Origin of the sequence: Carboxydocella sp. ULO1 (genome assembly GCF_002049255.1) — a bacterium.
In the GTDB taxonomy this organism is placed as follows: domain Bacteria; phylum Bacillota.
Genome location: NZ_BDLQ01000022.1, coordinates 23,321 through 38,498, shown reverse-complemented (window position 1 = coordinate 38,498; position 15,178 = coordinate 23,321). Strand labels below are relative to the sequence as shown.

Sequence of the window (15,178 nt, the reverse complement as noted above, 5' to 3'; positions counted from 1 at the left end):
GTCTTAATTCGGGGTTACAGGGAGGAATAGTTGATGAAATGCCATTACTGCGGCAACCGCCGTTCGGAACTATACCTGTATTGCCCGGCCTGCGGGGCAGAGGAGGGCAAGGAGTACCGGCAGCCCCCCCGGACTTTTGAGCTTTATCGTACTCATCGCCTGCCTGCTCAAACCTTACCGGAGGGAAAAAGAGACCTGTTTCGGGATTTTATCAAAATGCCGGTGGGTAATCTCTGGATAGTCCGTATTCTTCTGCCTCTGGGCCTCCTGCAGGCGGATCAGCTGGCGGAAATAGGGCGTCTGGCCAGAGAATATGGCCAGGGGGAAGTGCACTGGACCACTCGCCAGGGCCTGGAAATTCCCGGAGTGCCGGGGGAAAAAGTGCTGGACCTCCAGGATGAATTAGCTGCCCTGGGGCTTAAAACAGCACCCCGGGGAGGCACTGGGCGCAATGTGGTTTGCTGTCCGGGTCAGCCCACCTGTACCAACGGGCTGGCGGCAGTGAGGGAACTGGCGCAGCAGTTACAGCAGGAGTTTGCCGGTAAACAGGGTTATCCTCATAAGTTCAAAATTGCCATTTCCGGCTGCCCCAACAATTGTGCCCGGGCTGAGGCCCATGATTTTGGCCTGATTGCGGTACAACAGGTTCGGGTGGAAAAAGAAAAGTGTACCGCCTGTGGGCTTTGCGCCAGGGCCTGTAAGGAAAAAGCTATTACCATTACCGCAGAGGGGGCAGTAATTGATTACAGCAACTGTCAGGAATGCGGTATGTGCCTGCGGGCCTGCCCGGCCGGAGCGATTATAGAGACTGCCAGGGGCTACAGGGCACTGGTTGGCGGAAACGGGGGACGGCATCCCCGGTTGGGACGGCTCTGGCGTCAGCTGGCTCAGGCAGAGGAAATTGTGGATTTAATTAAAGAGGTACAGGCTGACTGGATTGCCCATGGCCGCACCAAAGAAAGAATAGGCGCTTATCTTATACGCAAAGAGCAGGAGGGGAAAGCAAATGAGCAATAAGGAAAAAGGTTTTATACTCTGGTTCACTGGTCTATCCGGGGCTGGCAAATCCACCCTTTCCGGTCTGGTAGCCGAGGAGCTGCGGCGGCGGGGTAAAAAAGTGGAGATCCTGGATGGAGATGAAGTCAGGGAAAATCTGTCCAAAGGTCTGGGGTTCAGTAAGGAGGATCGGGATACCAATATCAAGCGCATCGGCTTTGTAGCCAAACTGCTGGCCCGTAACGGGGTAGTGGCCATAACCGCTGCAATTTCCCCCTACCGGGAAACCAGAGACTATGTCCGCTCCACTTATCCTGATTTTGTGGAGGTATTTGTGGATTGCCCCCTGGAAAAATGCATAGAGCGGGATGTGAAGGGCCTGTACAAAAAGGCTCTGGCTGGAGAAATTCCCCAGTTTACCGGGGTTTCTGATCCCTATGAGCCTCCTTTAAATCCGGAAATTGTGGTAAAAACCCATGAGCAAACCCATGAAGAGTCAGTAGCTACTATTATTCGCCGGCTGGAGGAGTTAAACTATCTATAAATAGAGATTGTAAAGGAGGACCAGCCCATGATTGACCTCCATACCCATACAACAGCCTCTGATGGCACCTTCCGTCCGGCTGAACTGGTGGAGCTGGCTTATAAGCAGGGTTTGGCTGCTCTGGCGATTACCGATCATGATGTAGTAGATGGTTTAGCAGAAGGCATCGCCCGTGGCCGCGAGCTGGGCCTGCCTGTTATTTCCGGAGTGGAAATCAGTGTTGAATGGCAGGGGCGGGAGATGCATATACTGGGCTACTATATCGATCACCAGCATCCGCAATTACTGCAAAATCTGGCCCAGCTCCGGGAGTTTCGCGCCCAGCGTAACCCGAAAATGGTGGAGAAGCTGCAAGCCCTCGGGATCGAGATAACCATGGCAGAAGTGGAAGCCAAAGCCCAGGGGCAGGTGGTGGGGCGCCCGCATTTTGCCGCTGTATTACTGGAAAAAGGGGTAGTAAGTTCGGTAAATGAAGCTTTTGATAAATACCTGGCCCGGGGGGGACTGGCTTATGTTCCGAAAGAGAGGCTAACCCCCCGGGAGGGAATAACTTTGATTCGTCAGGCTGGAGGGGTTCCGGTGCTGGCTCATCCCAGGTATCTAGGCTTAGCTCAGTCCCAGCTGGTTGATCTGGCCCGGGAATTGCGGGATTATGGGCTGGCCGGAATAGAAGTCTATTATTCGGAAAACAGCGAGGCTGATACTGCTCAGGCCAGAGCAGTTGCAGAAGAACTGGGGCTGGTGATGACCGGGGGCACGGATTTTCATGGTACCAACAAACCGGAAATCCAGCTGGGACGCGGTCATGGCAATTTAAGTATTCCCTTTAGCCTGGTTGAGGAGTTGGAGAAAGCATGGAAAAGGTTGACCTCTTGATCATTGGCGGCGGGGCAGCCGGATGTATGGCTGCTATTGCCGCCCGGGAAATAGACCCGGCTTTAAGGGTAGTAATAATGGAGAAAGCGGAAATCAGCCGCAGTGGCTGCCTGGCAGCTGGAATCAATGCGATTAATGCCTATCTTAACCCGGGCCAGACCCCGGAAACTTTTCTGGCTTATGTGAAAAAAGATAACTATGGTCTGGTTCGGGACGATCTTGTCCTGACTATGGCCGAACGGTTTAACAGCATGGCTCGCCGTCTGGCCGAATGGGGGTTGCCCTTCAAACGGGATGCCGAGGGCAATTTTCTTCCCCGCGGGCCCCGTTCGGTACAAATCGAAGGGGAGAGCATTAAGCCGGTACTGGCCGCGGCGGTAAGACGGGCAGGAATAGAAGTCTGGAACCGCACGGTATTGCTGGATCTGGTCCAGGTGGAAGGCCGTGTGGTGGGGGCCCTGGGCTGGGAGACCAGAACTGGCCGTTTCCGCCCCGTCCTGGCCAGAGCCGTTATCCTGGCCACCGGGGGAGCAGCGGGTATCTATCGTCCTAATAATCAGGGAGAAGCCCGCCATAAAATGTGGTACTGTCCCTTTAATACGGGGGGTGGGCTGGCTGCTGGCTTACGGGTTGGGGCAGCCTTAACCTCTCTGGAAATGCGGTTTATTGCTCTCAGGACCAAGGATGCCATTGCTCCCACCGGGACGCTGGCGCAAGGAGTAAAAGCCAAAGAAGTAAATGCCCGGGGGGAAAACTATCTGGAACATTATGCTGACCGCACTACTCCGGGCCGACTGGCGGCCTTGCTGGCGGAAATGACGGCAGGACGGGGCCCCTGTTATCTGGATACCTCTCATCTGGGAGAGGAGCAGCAGCGGCAACTACAGGAGGCATATTTAAACATGGCTCCTGGTGCGGTGCTTTACTGGGCGGATCGGAATCTGAGGCCCAATCAGCCGGTGGAGATAATCGGGACTGAGCCCTATCTGGTGGGCGGTCATGGTATGGCAGGATTCTGGATAGATAGCGGTCGCCGAACCACTGTACCGGGCTTGTATGCGGCTGGAGATATTGCTGGTGGCGCCCCCAAAAAATATGTAACCGGGTCCATGGCTGAAGGGGAAATTGCTGCTCATACGGCTGTAGCCGAGCTGCAGGAATATGATGTTGAAAAGGCAATGGCTGCGGCAGAAACTCTATTAAAGCAGCGACAAAGTCAGTTTGAGCGATGGCAGAAACAGCAAGGGTATCTGACCCCCTGGCGTTTGGAGGAGAGATTGCAAAAAATCATGGATGAATATGCTGGCGGGATTAGCACCGGCTATAAATATACGGAAGCCGGGCTGAAACGGGCCCGGCAGGAGCTGGCCTGGCTGGGCGAAGATTTGCAGCAAATAGCCTGTACCGATAATTACCAGCTTTTACAGGCGATTGAAGTGGAAGAGCGCTGGTTGCTGGCCCGGGCCCTGGTTGAACACATGCTCTATCGCAAGGAGAGCCGCTGGCCAGCCTATCAGGAGTTTCTTGACTATCCCCGCCGGGATGACGGGCGCTGGCTCTGTTTCATCAATTCCCGCTATCGCCGGGAGCAGGATATGTTTGCCATAGAGGAGGTGCCCTATCATGCCACCTCTGATTAACCGTGAACGCTGCAATGGTTGCGGCCAGGCGGCAGAGAGCTGTTGCCAGCGGGTCTGTCCGGGAGATTTGTTAATCCGGAAAGATGGTAAGGCAGAGTTGCGTGACGGGCGGTCCTGCTGGGACTGCACCGCCTGTGTCAAAGCCTGTCCCCGTCAGGCTATCCGGTTGGTCCTGCCGGCAGAAATCGGTGGCGGCCGGGCCTGGCTGGGGATTGAAGGGAAAGAATGGGTGCTGGCCTATCCTGATGGTAAAACTGAACGATTTCCTTTACCAGAAACCAAAACCCCGACCTGATCTTCAGGCCGGGGGCTCTTTTATTTGCTTTGACAGAGGATTTGCCACTTGATCCCGAACTTATCAGTTAACTGACCAAACAGGGGGCTGAAAAAAGTCTCCTGTAAGGGCATTTCTACCCGTCCACCAGCGGCCAGGGCTGTGAACACAGTTTCTGCGTCTGTTCTGTCAAAAAACTCCAGAGAAAAATAAATGTTATTGCCGACAGTTACGGGCTTGGCAGGTAAAGTATCGGAGAACCGCAAAACATGGCCATTTTTTCTTAACTCAGCATGCATGACCAGGTTTTTGGCTTCTTCGGGAAGTGGAGGGAAAGCGGGGTTTGGAGGAGCATCCCCGAAACGCATGATGTGTAACTCGCCACCTAATGCTTGCTGATAGAACTTAATTGCTTCTTCGCAATTGCCATTGAAAGTAATGTACGGCACAACCCAGTTACCCATTATTACCCCTTCTTTCTGAAGAATTTCATGTATATTATAACGGATTGGGTTGTAATTGCAAAAATCTTATACCAAAACCGTCCACACCAAAAAAAGATTGCACAAGGAAATAAGTTGCACTATAATAAAAACTGACCAGTCAGTACAAAAAAGGGGGAGTTATAATGCCAAGAAAAAGGATGCTAACAATTATCGCCGCTGGAATACTGGCCCTGGCTTTTAGTGGTTTCTGGCTCATGGACGGTGGCAGTAGTAGTGGCAGTATCCTGACAGGCGGGAACACCTACACAGCTACCATCGAGGGTACAGAAATAGACGTAGCCTTCAAGATCCCCGGCAAATTAGCGAAGGTATACATTGAAGAAGGAGACCAGGTAAAACCAGGTCAGCTCCTGGCAGAGCTGGAAAGTAAAGAACTGGCCGCCCAGCTGGAACAGGCCCGTGGTGCCTATCAGGCGGCTGTGGCGAAAGTAGCTCAGGCTGAGGCAGCGGTTAAGGCGACCAGAGAAGGAGCCTGGGCCCAGCTCAGCAAAGCCCAGAGTGGCTATGCTGCCAAGGCTGATGCTAACCGCAAGAATGTAGCCATGGCCAAAGCTGCCCTGGATGCGGCCCAGACCGCTAATGACATTGCTAAAGCCAACTGGCAACGGGTTCAGGAACTGTACCGGGAGGGAGCAGTGCCAAAAAGCAAATATGAAGAAGCCCAGATGGCGTATGCCAAAGCCGAGGCAGAACTGGCAAGAGCCAGAGAGACCTATAATCTGGCCAGCGGAACAGCCGGGCAGAAAGAAGTAGAAGCTGCGGCCGATGATGTGGCTCTGGCCCAGGCCAATCTGGAGCAAATCAACTTGCGGGAAAAAGATGTGCAGGCAGCCAAAGCCGCAGTGGAACAGGCCAGGGGGGCCCTCAATGCTGCTCAGGCCATGTATGAAAATCGCCTGCTCTATGCTCCCGCTGGCGGGATAGTATTAACCCGCAATATGGAGGCAGGGGAGATGGTGGCAGCTGGCTTGCCTTTTGCCACCCTGGTGGATTTGGATGACCTCTTTATCAAGATCTATGTTACTGAGGACAAACTGGCCTCTCTGTCCACTGGCAAGGAAGTGACGGTAGAAATTCCTGCCCTGAATAATGCCGTCTATAAGGGTAAAATCGTAAATATCAGCGCTGCCGCTGATTTTGCGGTGAAAAAAGCTACCAGTGAACTGGGGCAGACGGATATTCGTTCTTTTGCCGTTAAAATCAAACTGGTGAACCGGGATCACAAATTGCGGCCGGGTTTGACAGCAAAAATACGCCTGTAAAGGGGTGGGAATAATGTTGGAAGTTAACAACCTCAGTATTGCCCGCCGCCGAGGTTACTATTTTCAGAATCTATCCTGGCGCTTGCAACCTGGTGAGTTACTACTGGTCTATGGAGCTCGCAATAGTGGCAAAACCCAGTTACTGGAGGTTCTGATCGGCGCTAGAATCGCAGCGTCCGGGGAAGTTAGACTGGCTGGCCAACCTGTGCGGGGAGGATTGCCCTTGCCCATTACCCGAGTGGGTTATGCGCCCCAGAGCCTGGGGCTATGGCCTGATTTGACCGGGGAAGAAACTATCAACTTTTTTACCGGCTATAATGAACAATTAACCAGGGAGTTAAAACATAACTGGCAACTGGAAGAAGCCTGGCGGAAACCGGTGGGAGAGCTGGAAGGGCCGCTCAGGCAGAGAATAAATCTTGCGGTCAGTCTCGCGGGGAACGCTCCCTTGATTGTCTGGGATGAACCTCTGGTAATAGCCGATCCTGGAACACGAACAGTGATTTTCGATAATTTGCAGCTTTCCTTGCAGTCTGGCAAAACGATAGTATTGACCACTGCGTTCTGGCAGGAGGCAGAAAATTTGCCAGTAGATAAAGTTCTGTGGCTGAAAGGAAATGAAGCTGTTCTGGTGGCACCGGTAGAACTCTCTCGGGCTTTGCAGGGAGGGGTGTCGGCATGAAAATCAGTGACATCGCCTGGCTGGAATTTCTGCATATTAAAAAGGACCGACGCCTGGCAGCGGTTTTATTCTTAATACCAGCACTTTATCTGCTGATTTTTGGTTATCTTTATTCGGCGCAAAAAGTAAGGGAATTGCCCACACTGGTGGTGGATGAAGAAAATTCCTATCTGAGCCGGGAACTGGTACGGGCCTATGACCAGTCGGAAACCTTTCGCATAAGCGGTTTTGCTCTGAATGAGACAGAGGCGCAAAAGGAAATAGATGCAGGTCGGGCGCAGATAGTGCTGATAATTCCGGCGGGATTGACCAGGGACTTAAAAGAGGGAAAAAGTCCGGCGATTATGACCCTGATCAATGGCAGCAATATGATTATCGCCAATGCTGCCACCAGGGCGGCCAATGAGATCGTCGCCACCTTTGGCGCCGGAGCCAGTCTGAAAGTCATGGAAGCAGCGGGCATAAATCCGGAAAAAGCCCGGCATACCCTGCAACCTTTGTTGTTCCGCTATCGGGTCCTTTACAATCCCACTTTTAATTATACTAACTTTCTCTTGCCCGGGTTGCTGGGAGCCGTAATTCAGCAGGTCCTATTGCTGGGGGTCGCTTTAGCTATCACCAGGGAAAAGGAGCAGGGAACCTGGATTCGTTTGCTGCAGAGCCCAGGGGGACTCAAGACGGTGCTTCTGGGTAAAGGAGTGGTTTATTTCCTGGTCGGCTGTCTGGATTCCCTCTTGACCTTTGCCCTTTTACATTGGCTTTGGGGTGTTCCCATCAAGGGCAATGGTCTTTTGCTTCTGGTCTTTAATTTGCTATTTATTCTGGCTTTAGTCGCAGTGGGGCTGACAGCATCTCTTTTCAGCCGGACCCAGCTGGAGGCCACTCAGGTAACCATGCTGATTGCCATGCCCTCTTTTCTCCTGTCAGGCTATACCTGGCCTATGTTAGCAATTCCTGATCCCTTAAAACCCCTCAGCTTTATTTTGCCTCTGACCTATTATACCCATGGTTTACGGGCCCTGGTGGACCGGGGCCAGGGCTGGCAGGCTCTGAAGGTGGATGTGGCCGCTTTTCTGGCCCTGATTTTCCTCTGCTGGTTGCTGCTAAAAAAATTTGCAACAAATTTTGCGGAAAAGCAGGAAAATAACCCTGTCGGTGACGAATAATATAATGGTTTGTAACCGATGGTGCAAGAAAAGCGGCGGAGGTGGTGTTGTGAGCGCCCATGTAGTTTTGCTCACTCCTCCCTATCATGCAGGGGTTATTGAAATTACCGGAACCTGGCCGCCTTTAAATCTGGTGTATCTGGCAGGGGCTTTGCGGAATAAAGGCATACAGGTTGAAATTTATGATGCGATGTCTTTAAATCATAGTGTGGCCGAGATCCAGGACCGACTGGCGCAGGTGAGACCGCAAGTGGTGGGGATTACGGCAACCACTGCCAGCGCACCGGCGGCAATAGCCACTCTGAAAGCGGTCAGAGAGGTGTTACCCACTGCCTTGCTGGTGATGGGAGGAATCCATGCCACCTTCTGCTGGGAAGAAATTTTAACCAGCTCTCCCTGGGTGGATGTTATTATCAGGGGGGAAGGGGAAGAGACTTTCCCGGAACTGGTGCAGGCCTGGCAGGATGGGCGCAGTTTCCGGACTGTCAGGGGCATTGCCTACCGGGAACAAGGCGAGCCTTGCGCTACCGAGCCCAGGCCTTTGCTTGAAGATCTGGATACCCTGGCACCAGCCTGGGATTTGCTGGACTGGGATTTATACCGCTACCGGATTACCGATTCCCGGCTGGCGATTGTCAGTGGCTCCCGCGGTTGTGATCAGGAATGTCGCTTCTGTTCCCAGCACCATTTCTGGCGTAAACAATACCGGGAGCGCAGTCCTGAATCTCTGGTTCAGGAGATCCTGGAGTTGCGGGACCGTTTTGGGGTGGAGATGGTACTGTTTGCTGATGAATATACCACTAAAAACCGGGAACGCTGGGAAAAGTTCCTCGATCTTTTGCTTGAGGCTCAACCGGGGGTCATGCTGACGATGGAAACCAGGGCCCCCGATATTGTACGGGATCAGGACATCCTCTGGAAATACCGGGCCGCCGGGTTTATCCATGTCTATATCGGCGTGGAATCGGCCAACCAGGCTACTCTGAATGCCTTGCAGAAGAATATCAAGGCGGAAGAGGCGGAAACAGCCATCCGCCTGCTGAATGAGCAGGGAATTTTGACCGAGTGCTCTTTTCTCCTGGGACACTGGGAGGAAACGCCCCGGTCCATTGAAGAGACTTTGCAGCAAGCCTTGCGGTATAATCCGGATCTGGCCCATTTTCTCTTCCTGACGCCATGGCCTTATGCCGACCTGTGGCAGGAGGTAGCGGAAAGAGTAGAGGAATGGGATTTCAGCAAGTATGACCTGGTTCATCCCATCATGCCCAGCCGGGCTATGAGCCGGGAGGAGCTGCGGGAAGCCATGGTTCGCTGTTTCAAGGTGTTCTACCGGGAAAAAATGCGCCAGTATTGCCAGGAAGCTGAAGATAGTTTCAAGAAACGGTATATGCAAAAATCCATGAAAGTGCTGTTCAATAACTCTTTTTTGACCGAATTTCTGGCAGGAATGAAAAGATAGAATATAAAACCTCCGCTGCTGTGCGGCAGACGGAGGATCTTTTCATTTTGTATCGAATTGGTCCTTATATCGGTTTTTAAGAGGATGACCATATTCTTTTTCGGATTGGACTTTCTGGGAAGATTGTTTAGAGAAAGCATTAATTACGTCAGCTACGACAAGCAATATAGAATAGAGAAGGGGAGGGGTATTTTTGACACAGGATAAAAAGCAGTTAACGATGTTTGACATTAAGGAGGCTCCTGGCCGCCCTATGCTCCATTGGCTAGGGAAACGGCCTTTGCGAGCCGTGAAATATTATGAAGCTCAACTTAAGGAGCAATATGGTGAGCCGGCTGAAGATGGCTGGGTTAACCGCCTCTACTGGGGCGATAATCTACAGGTAATGAGCCATTTAATGAAAGAGTTCAGAGGGAAGATTAAACTTATTTACATAGACCCTCCCTTTGATTCTAAAGCGGACTACCGGAAGCGCATTAGGTTAAGAGGTAAGCAGTTAGAGGGTGATACTTCTGTAATTGAGGAGAAGCAATACACGGATATTTGGGCTAATGACCTTTACCTTCAATTTATGTATGAAAGGTTGCAATTAATGCGGGAGTTGCTATCGGAGGAAGGGTTTATCTTTATTCATTTGAATGATGAACGAGTACATTATATAAAAATTATACTTGATGAAATATATGGTAATTCCAACTACCGGAATCAGTTAATCGTAAAGCGTATTAAGAAAAGTTATGTTGAACAATCTGGAATATTTTCTTTTAACGAGGGCTGTGATTATATCTTGCTCTATTCTAAATCCGAAAACCCAAGATTAAGACCCTCCTTGAAGTATGCTCCGAAGGAAGAGCGGTGGCACGGGTTCGATGCTCCCAATATTCGTCCCAACTTGACCTATGAATTGTTCGGCCAATTGCCTCCACCGGGCAGGCACTGGCTTAAATCACCAGAAGAAGCCCAGAAAATGATTGAAGCAGGAGACTTACGGCCCAATCCTAATACTGGCAAGCCTGAATATCGCATACCAGCTACTGAATATATCAGCAGGGATAATCTATGGGATGATATTACTGCTTCCGCTTTTACTACAGGATATCCAACCGAAAAAAATGAGACGTTGCTTGAGGAAATTTTAAATGTAGCTTCCAGCCCTGGCGACCTTGTAGCCGACTTTTTCTGCGGGTCCGGTACTACCCTGGCAGTAGCCCAGAAACTAGGCCGACGCTGGATTGGCAGCGACATCAATTTAGGGGCTATTCATACCACAGTAAGAAGGGTTTCGCAAATCATCAAAGAACAGCAGAAAGAGACACAACAGCAAACCCTCCTGGACGAAGGGGAAAAGTTCTACCCCGCCTTTGCCGTTTATAACGTCAACCACTACGATATTTTCAAGAATGCCTTGGAAGCCAAAGAGATAGTAATGAAACTTTACGGGGTAGAACCGGTAAAACGCTCTTTCTTTGATGGCATTCTGGACGGCAAATGGGTCAAGGTGGTAGAACTAAACCGGGTCTGCTCCAAAGAGGATGTGCAGGCAGTATTTGATGAGATACTCTCCAAAGGCGAAAAGGAAATAGAGGCGACCTACAGGCGCGGCGTGCTTATTCTATGCAGCGGCCACGAGTACGACGTGTGGGATTATGCCAAACGCTTAAACGTGGTCAACATTCCCTTTGAAATACGCGACATCCTTACCGACCGCAAGGATATTATCTTCAAACGCCCCCCTGAAGCGGACATAACTTTAAAACTGGATGGCAGCAAAGCAGTGGTAGAGATACGACAGTTCTACTCCCCCATGCTCCTGCAAAAACTGCAATTGGAGGATGACCCCGAAGAAATCGACGACTGGCGGCAATTAGTAGAAGCAGTCCTCATCGACCCAAACTATGATGGTGAAGTGCTTAAGCCCGCTATTCAAGATATTCCCGGCAAGAAGGATATGGTATCTGGGGTCTACGAACTCCCCCTCACCGGACCCGGGCAGAAAATTGCCGTTAAGATTGTGGATGTGCTGTCGGAGGAGTATTTTGAGGTCTTGGAGGTGGGAGCAAGATGATGCCACTGGGACAGGTGTTAGAACTGGTTGGCGACCTTGATGATGCTCCAGGAGAGAAAACGCCAAGGGAACGATTCCGCCGTTTCTTGTCCCAAAATTTGACCAGCGTTGGTGCTGTACGCGATTACGTGGAAGAGTGCCTGCGCAGTTCCGGGGAGCAGTACAACCGGGCCTTACAAGACCTGGTGAACCACTTGGGCCGCCTGCTGGGCTTTGACGTAACCTTTGGCAGATATAAGGGCGTCCAGGGGGAAATCGGGTTTGACGGCGTGTGGAAGTCCCCTTCCGGCCTTTATATCGTCGTAGAAGTGAAAACAACCGATGTTTATGCCATAAAAACGGCTACTCTCCTCGGTTACATAGACCGGCTTATATCCGAACAAAAGATACCCGACTGGGACCACGCTTTGGGCCTTTATGTAGTAGGGCGCAGTGATGCTGAACTGAAGCAACTGGAAAACTCCATCATTGCTGAGAAGCGCACTCACCAGTTACGGGTTATTACCGCTGATAAACTGCTTACCCTGGCTGAACTCTTAGCCGATTACGAAATGGAACACGAAGCTGTTTTAACTGTTCTCCGGCCAACGGGGCCTATAGTGGATTCCCTGATTGAACTGATGGCCGGCCTGGTAGCGAAAGAAATCCGCACTGCCGGCGAAGGCATACAACAGCCACAGGAAGAAATTACTAATGAACCTTCATCGGAGCCAGAAGGTGTTGAAGTTCAGTATTACCTCGCTCCGGTAGCGTCCGATGACACTCAAACCGCAGAAGAACGTATAAAAAAACTCCTTGGCGCAGGAATTTACGCCGTCAGCGAAAATTCCCTGGGACGAAAAGTTAAGCCGGGCGACTGGATTTGTTTTTATGCCACCGCGACGGGTGTAGTAGCACATGCCAGGGTAAAATCATCCCCCGTGCAGAAACATCACCCGCTGGTAAAGCATCCCGAGAAGTATCCTTACGTCTTCGAGGTGGATTCCGTCAGCATCTATACCGAAAATCCCGTTGTTTTAAGCGCCGAGCTAAGGGCGAAACTGGATGCTTTCCAGGGGCGTGACCCTTCAAAACGCTGGGCCTGGTTTGTGCAAGGCACGGGACGGGTCACTAAGCACGATTTTATGCTGCTTACCCGGCAAGCAAAAGTTGAGGTGGTATGATGAGCACAATTTCTTTTCTTGACCAACTGTGGCAGGCTTTTGAGCAGTGCCGCGGCTACACCTGCGCTGAATTTGTTGGGAAACGTTTGCGGCAGGAAGAGAACGAGCGATTTTACGAGGGGAACTTTTTTAAAAAGGTATTCCCCGAGACCCAAAACATCTTGCGCCACATCCGGGAGGTTGGCTTTTTGCGCCCACCGCAGGTGGACGCTTTTGAGCTTTACGTGTACCTTAAAGAAATCCAAGGTAACCCTACCATCAAAGAACTTTACCGGCGGCTTTTATTTCCGGAAGGCACGCCAATGGATGTTTTGTCTTTAACAGCGGAGCAACTGGAAGAAATCAAGCAAAAGAAAGCCCTCCTGGAGGCCCTGGATAGCGAACTGCAGGGGCTTGCCTACCCCAACTGGCTCTTTGCCCTAGGCATGGGAACAGGCAAAACCATCCTTATGGCAACCATGATTTTTTACGATTTTATCCTGGCCGAGCATTATCCGGAGGACGGGCGATTCGCCAAGAATGCCCTGGTCTTTGCCCCTGACACCACTATCATTGATTCTCTACGGGAAATCCAGGATTTTGACTACTCCAAGGTAATTCCGCAGGAATACGCTCTTTTCCTGTCCAGCAATCTAAAGTTTCATTACCTTTCCGATGTCCAGGCCGAGCTTTCCGTATTGCCCGGTTCGGCTTACAACATCATTGTCTCGAACGTGCAAAAGATTATCCTTAAGAAGCAGGGAAACAACAGCAACAACGGACAGCAGACCCTCTTCCCGGTGGTTAAAGATATGGAGGGTGAATGGAAAGTTAACGACCGCCTGCGGAAGCTAGAGCAACTGGACAACCTGGCTGTATTTGTAGATGAGGCCCACCATGCTTTCGGAACATCAATTACCAACGACCTGAAGCGCGTGCGGGAGACAATCAACCGTCTTGACCGCAAGTCCCCTCTGGCTGGATGTATCAATCTCACCGGTACTCCCTATGTGGATGGCAAAATGCTCCCTGAAGTGGTGTTCTTTTATTCCGTCAGACAGGCGATTGATGACGGGCACTTGAAGCAGGTCAGATTTATTGACTACGCCAATACCAAGACGGAAGAATTTATCAGGGACGTGGTAGACCGGTTCTGGCGTCAATACGGGGAAGAGCGGCGTGAAGGGCTGCTGCCTAAAATCGCTTTCTACTGCACTACCATTTCCGAACTGGAAGACGAGTTCAGGCCCTTATTAGAAAAAGTCTTGGCAGAAAAAAACATTCCTCTGACTAAAATCCTGGTCAACCACAGCGACGTTGAGGACGAGAATATCCGCCGTTTCCGGCTCCTGGATACCCCAGAATCCGAAGACCAGTTTATTCTTCTGGTGGGTAAAGGTACGGAAGGATGGAACTGCCGCAGCTTGTTTGCTACAGCCATGTATCGCAGGCCCCGCAGTAAGGTGTTCCTTCTCCAGTCTTCCTTACGCTGCCTCCGGGCCATTGGAGACATGCCTCAGACGGCAACCATTTTTCTCTCTACCGAAAACCGGGCCATACTGGAGAGTGAAATTCAGAAGAACTTGGGCACCACCATGTCCGAACTAGAAGGGCGCAAGAACAAGCGCAAGGTTACCATTCAAAAGCGTAAAGACGTCAAGATAAAACTGGCTAAGCAGCGTGTAAAAGTTCTGCGCCAGTATCAGGAGCAGACCGGCCAAATTAAACTTGCCCTGGATGAATATTATACCAATCATAAGAACGAATTCGTGGGTCTCGTAACGGAACGAGAGATGGCAACCAATGGTCAGAAGTTGAAACTCGCCGTCAAGGACAGCCAAACTCTACAACGCCGGCAAAAGAGATATACCCTCTACACCCTGGTAGAAGAGATAAGCCGGTACACTCATTTACCCTGCCTCAAGGTGGAGAAAATTTTACGGAACAGCGATATGGGTATTGAGGGTTGTCTTGCTTGGGTAAACCGCGAAAACCGCCTTATAGAGGTTATCGTCCGTCGTATTTTAGATGCGGTTTTCCGTTATGAGGTAGTTAATGAGGTGGAATGGGAAGAAGTTGAGCTTGCTAAGAATTTCCCCGTGGATTGGGTAGTAGAAGAGGACAAGAGAGCTTTGGAAATGTACGACGGGAGGTACCCAAATAGTTTCCATATTGAGCCCTACATCTTTGATAACGAGTCAGAGAAACGGCTTTTTGAATATTTAGTGGAGCATAAGGAAATAGAGGAAATCTACTATACCGGCGGCATTACTGACGTCGGACATAATGAGTTTTACGTGGAGTATTATGATGAGCTAGAAGGACGCTGGAGACGCTATTACCCAGACTTTATACTTAAACTCAAAAATAATGGTTGGGCAGTAGTTGAAGTGAAGCAGGCAGACCAAACGGCGCACCCTAATGTGATAGCAAAAGAGCAAGCCGCCCGCGAACTCTTTGAAAAGCTGAATTCGTTTCACTACATTATCAAGCGGGACGATGAGATACGCCGGGGCATGTTCCAGGACATTTTTCTCGTGGAGTTTGAAAGGAAGTAAACTAAACT

The 15,178-nt window shown here is 50.9% G+C and carries 13 protein-coding genes; 12 read left to right on the top strand and 1 reads right to left on the bottom strand.

Annotation, left to right across the window (positions count from 1 at the left end):
• The first annotated feature begins 33 nt into the window (after positions 1–33).
• From ULO1_RS04910 to ULO1_RS04890, 5 genes are read left to right on the top strand one after another with little or no spacing between them, the layout of a single operon-like run.
• Positions 34–1,017 (top strand): 4Fe-4S binding protein, encoded by a 984-nt coding sequence (locus ULO1_RS04910; RefSeq protein WP_079933081.1) that lies wholly within the window; start codon positions 34–36, stop codon positions 1,015–1,017.
• A complete protein-coding gene (gene cysC, locus ULO1_RS04905; RefSeq protein ID WP_078666351.1) occupies positions 1,007–1,540 on the top strand; it encodes an adenylyl-sulfate kinase in 534 nt (177 codons plus the stop codon). The genes ULO1_RS04910 and cysC overlap by 11 nt, the downstream gene beginning before the upstream one ends.
• Positions 1,541–1,567: 27 nt before the next feature.
• Positions 1,568–2,416: a PHP domain-containing protein gene (locus ULO1_RS04900; RefSeq protein WP_079906564.1), complete on the top strand. Its 849-nt coding sequence runs from the start codon at positions 1,568–1,570 to the stop codon at positions 2,414–2,416.
• A complete protein-coding gene (locus ULO1_RS04895) occupies positions 2,395–4,056 on the top strand; it encodes an adenylyl-sulfate reductase subunit alpha (protein WP_078666349.1) in 1,662 nt (553 codons plus the stop codon). The genes ULO1_RS04900 and ULO1_RS04895 overlap by 22 nt, the downstream gene beginning before the upstream one ends.
• Positions 4,040–4,351: a 4Fe-4S dicluster domain-containing protein gene (locus tag ULO1_RS04890; RefSeq protein WP_079933080.1), complete on the top strand. Its 312-nt coding sequence runs from the start codon at positions 4,040–4,042 to the stop codon at positions 4,349–4,351. The genes ULO1_RS04895 and ULO1_RS04890 overlap by 17 nt, the downstream gene beginning before the upstream one ends.
• A 20-nt stretch (positions 4,352–4,371) precedes the next feature.
• On the opposite strand, the gene ULO1_RS04885 is transcribed toward ULO1_RS04890, so the two are convergent.
• Entirely contained in the window at positions 4,372–4,794 is a 423-nt protein-coding gene (locus tag ULO1_RS04885) for a VOC family protein (RefSeq protein ID WP_079933079.1), read from the bottom strand.
• 164 nt (positions 4,795–4,958) lie between these two features.
• Here ULO1_RS04885 and ULO1_RS04880 point away from each other — a divergent pair, with 164 nt between their 5' ends.
• The 7 genes from ULO1_RS04880 to ULO1_RS04850 all read left to right on the top strand — a co-directional run bounded on the left by ULO1_RS04880 (position 4,959) and on the right by ULO1_RS04850 (position 15,170).
• Entirely contained in the window at positions 4,959–6,098 is a 1,140-nt protein-coding gene (locus ULO1_RS04880; protein ID WP_079933078.1) for an HlyD family secretion protein, read from the top strand.
• A gap of 13 nt (positions 6,099–6,111) precedes the next feature.
• Positions 6,112–6,780 (top strand): ATP-binding cassette domain-containing protein, encoded by a 669-nt coding sequence (locus ULO1_RS04875; RefSeq protein ID WP_078666346.1) that lies wholly within the window; start codon positions 6,112–6,114, stop codon positions 6,778–6,780.
• Positions 6,777–7,946, top strand: coding sequence for an ABC transporter permease (locus ULO1_RS04870; RefSeq protein WP_079933077.1), 1,170 nt, complete (start codon positions 6,777–6,779; stop codon positions 7,944–7,946). The genes ULO1_RS04875 and ULO1_RS04870 overlap by 4 nt, the downstream gene beginning before the upstream one ends.
• Before the next feature lie 49 nt (positions 7,947–7,995).
• A complete protein-coding gene (locus tag ULO1_RS04865; protein ID WP_159446828.1) occupies positions 7,996–9,405 on the top strand; it encodes a B12-binding domain-containing radical SAM protein in 1,410 nt (469 codons plus the stop codon).
• A 193-nt stretch (positions 9,406–9,598) separates the two neighbouring features.
• On the top strand, positions 9,599–11,470 hold the full coding sequence (locus ULO1_RS04860; RefSeq protein ID WP_079933075.1) for a site-specific DNA-methyltransferase: 1,872 nt from the start codon (positions 9,599–9,601) through the stop codon (positions 11,468–11,470).
• Complete coding sequence (locus ULO1_RS04855; RefSeq protein ID WP_079933074.1) at positions 11,467–12,633, top strand: EVE domain-containing protein; 1,167 nt, start codon at positions 11,467–11,469, stop codon at positions 12,631–12,633. Before ULO1_RS04860 ends, ULO1_RS04855 begins: the two co-directional genes overlap by 4 nt.
• Positions 12,633–15,170, top strand: coding sequence for a DEAD/DEAH box helicase family protein (locus ULO1_RS04850; RefSeq protein ID WP_079933073.1), 2,538 nt, complete (start codon positions 12,633–12,635; stop codon positions 15,168–15,170). Before ULO1_RS04855 ends, ULO1_RS04850 begins: the two co-directional genes overlap by 1 nt.
• The last annotated feature ends 8 nt before the right edge of the window (positions 15,171–15,178 follow it).

Coding starts and splice junctions, on each gene's coding strand:
- ULO1_RS04855 (WP_079933074.1), top strand. CDS start 11,467: ATGATGCCACTGGGACAGGTGTTAGAACTGGTTGGCGACCTTGATGAT.
- ULO1_RS04885 (WP_079933079.1), bottom strand. CDS start 4,794: ATGGGTAACTGGGTTGTGCCGTACATTACTTTCAATGGCAATTGCGAA.
- ULO1_RS04880 (WP_079933078.1), top strand. CDS start 4,959: ATGCCAAGAAAAAGGATGCTAACAATTATCGCCGCTGGAATACTGGCC.
- ULO1_RS04850 (WP_079933073.1), top strand. CDS start 12,633: ATGAGCACAATTTCTTTTCTTGACCAACTGTGGCAGGCTTTTGAGCAG.
- ULO1_RS04895 (WP_078666349.1), top strand. CDS start 2,395: ATGGAAAAGGTTGACCTCTTGATCATTGGCGGCGGGGCAGCCGGATGT.
- ULO1_RS04870 (WP_079933077.1), top strand. CDS start 6,777: ATGAAAATCAGTGACATCGCCTGGCTGGAATTTCTGCATATTAAAAAG.
- ULO1_RS04890 (WP_079933080.1), top strand. CDS start 4,040: ATGCCACCTCTGATTAACCGTGAACGCTGCAATGGTTGCGGCCAGGCG.
- ULO1_RS04900 (WP_079906564.1), top strand. CDS start 1,568: ATGATTGACCTCCATACCCATACAACAGCCTCTGATGGCACCTTCCGT.
- ULO1_RS04910 (WP_079933081.1), top strand. CDS start 34: ATGAAATGCCATTACTGCGGCAACCGCCGTTCGGAACTATACCTGTAT.
- cysC (WP_078666351.1), top strand. CDS start 1,007: ATGAGCAATAAGGAAAAAGGTTTTATACTCTGGTTCACTGGTCTATCC.
- ULO1_RS04875 (WP_078666346.1), top strand. CDS start 6,112: ATGTTGGAAGTTAACAACCTCAGTATTGCCCGCCGCCGAGGTTACTAT.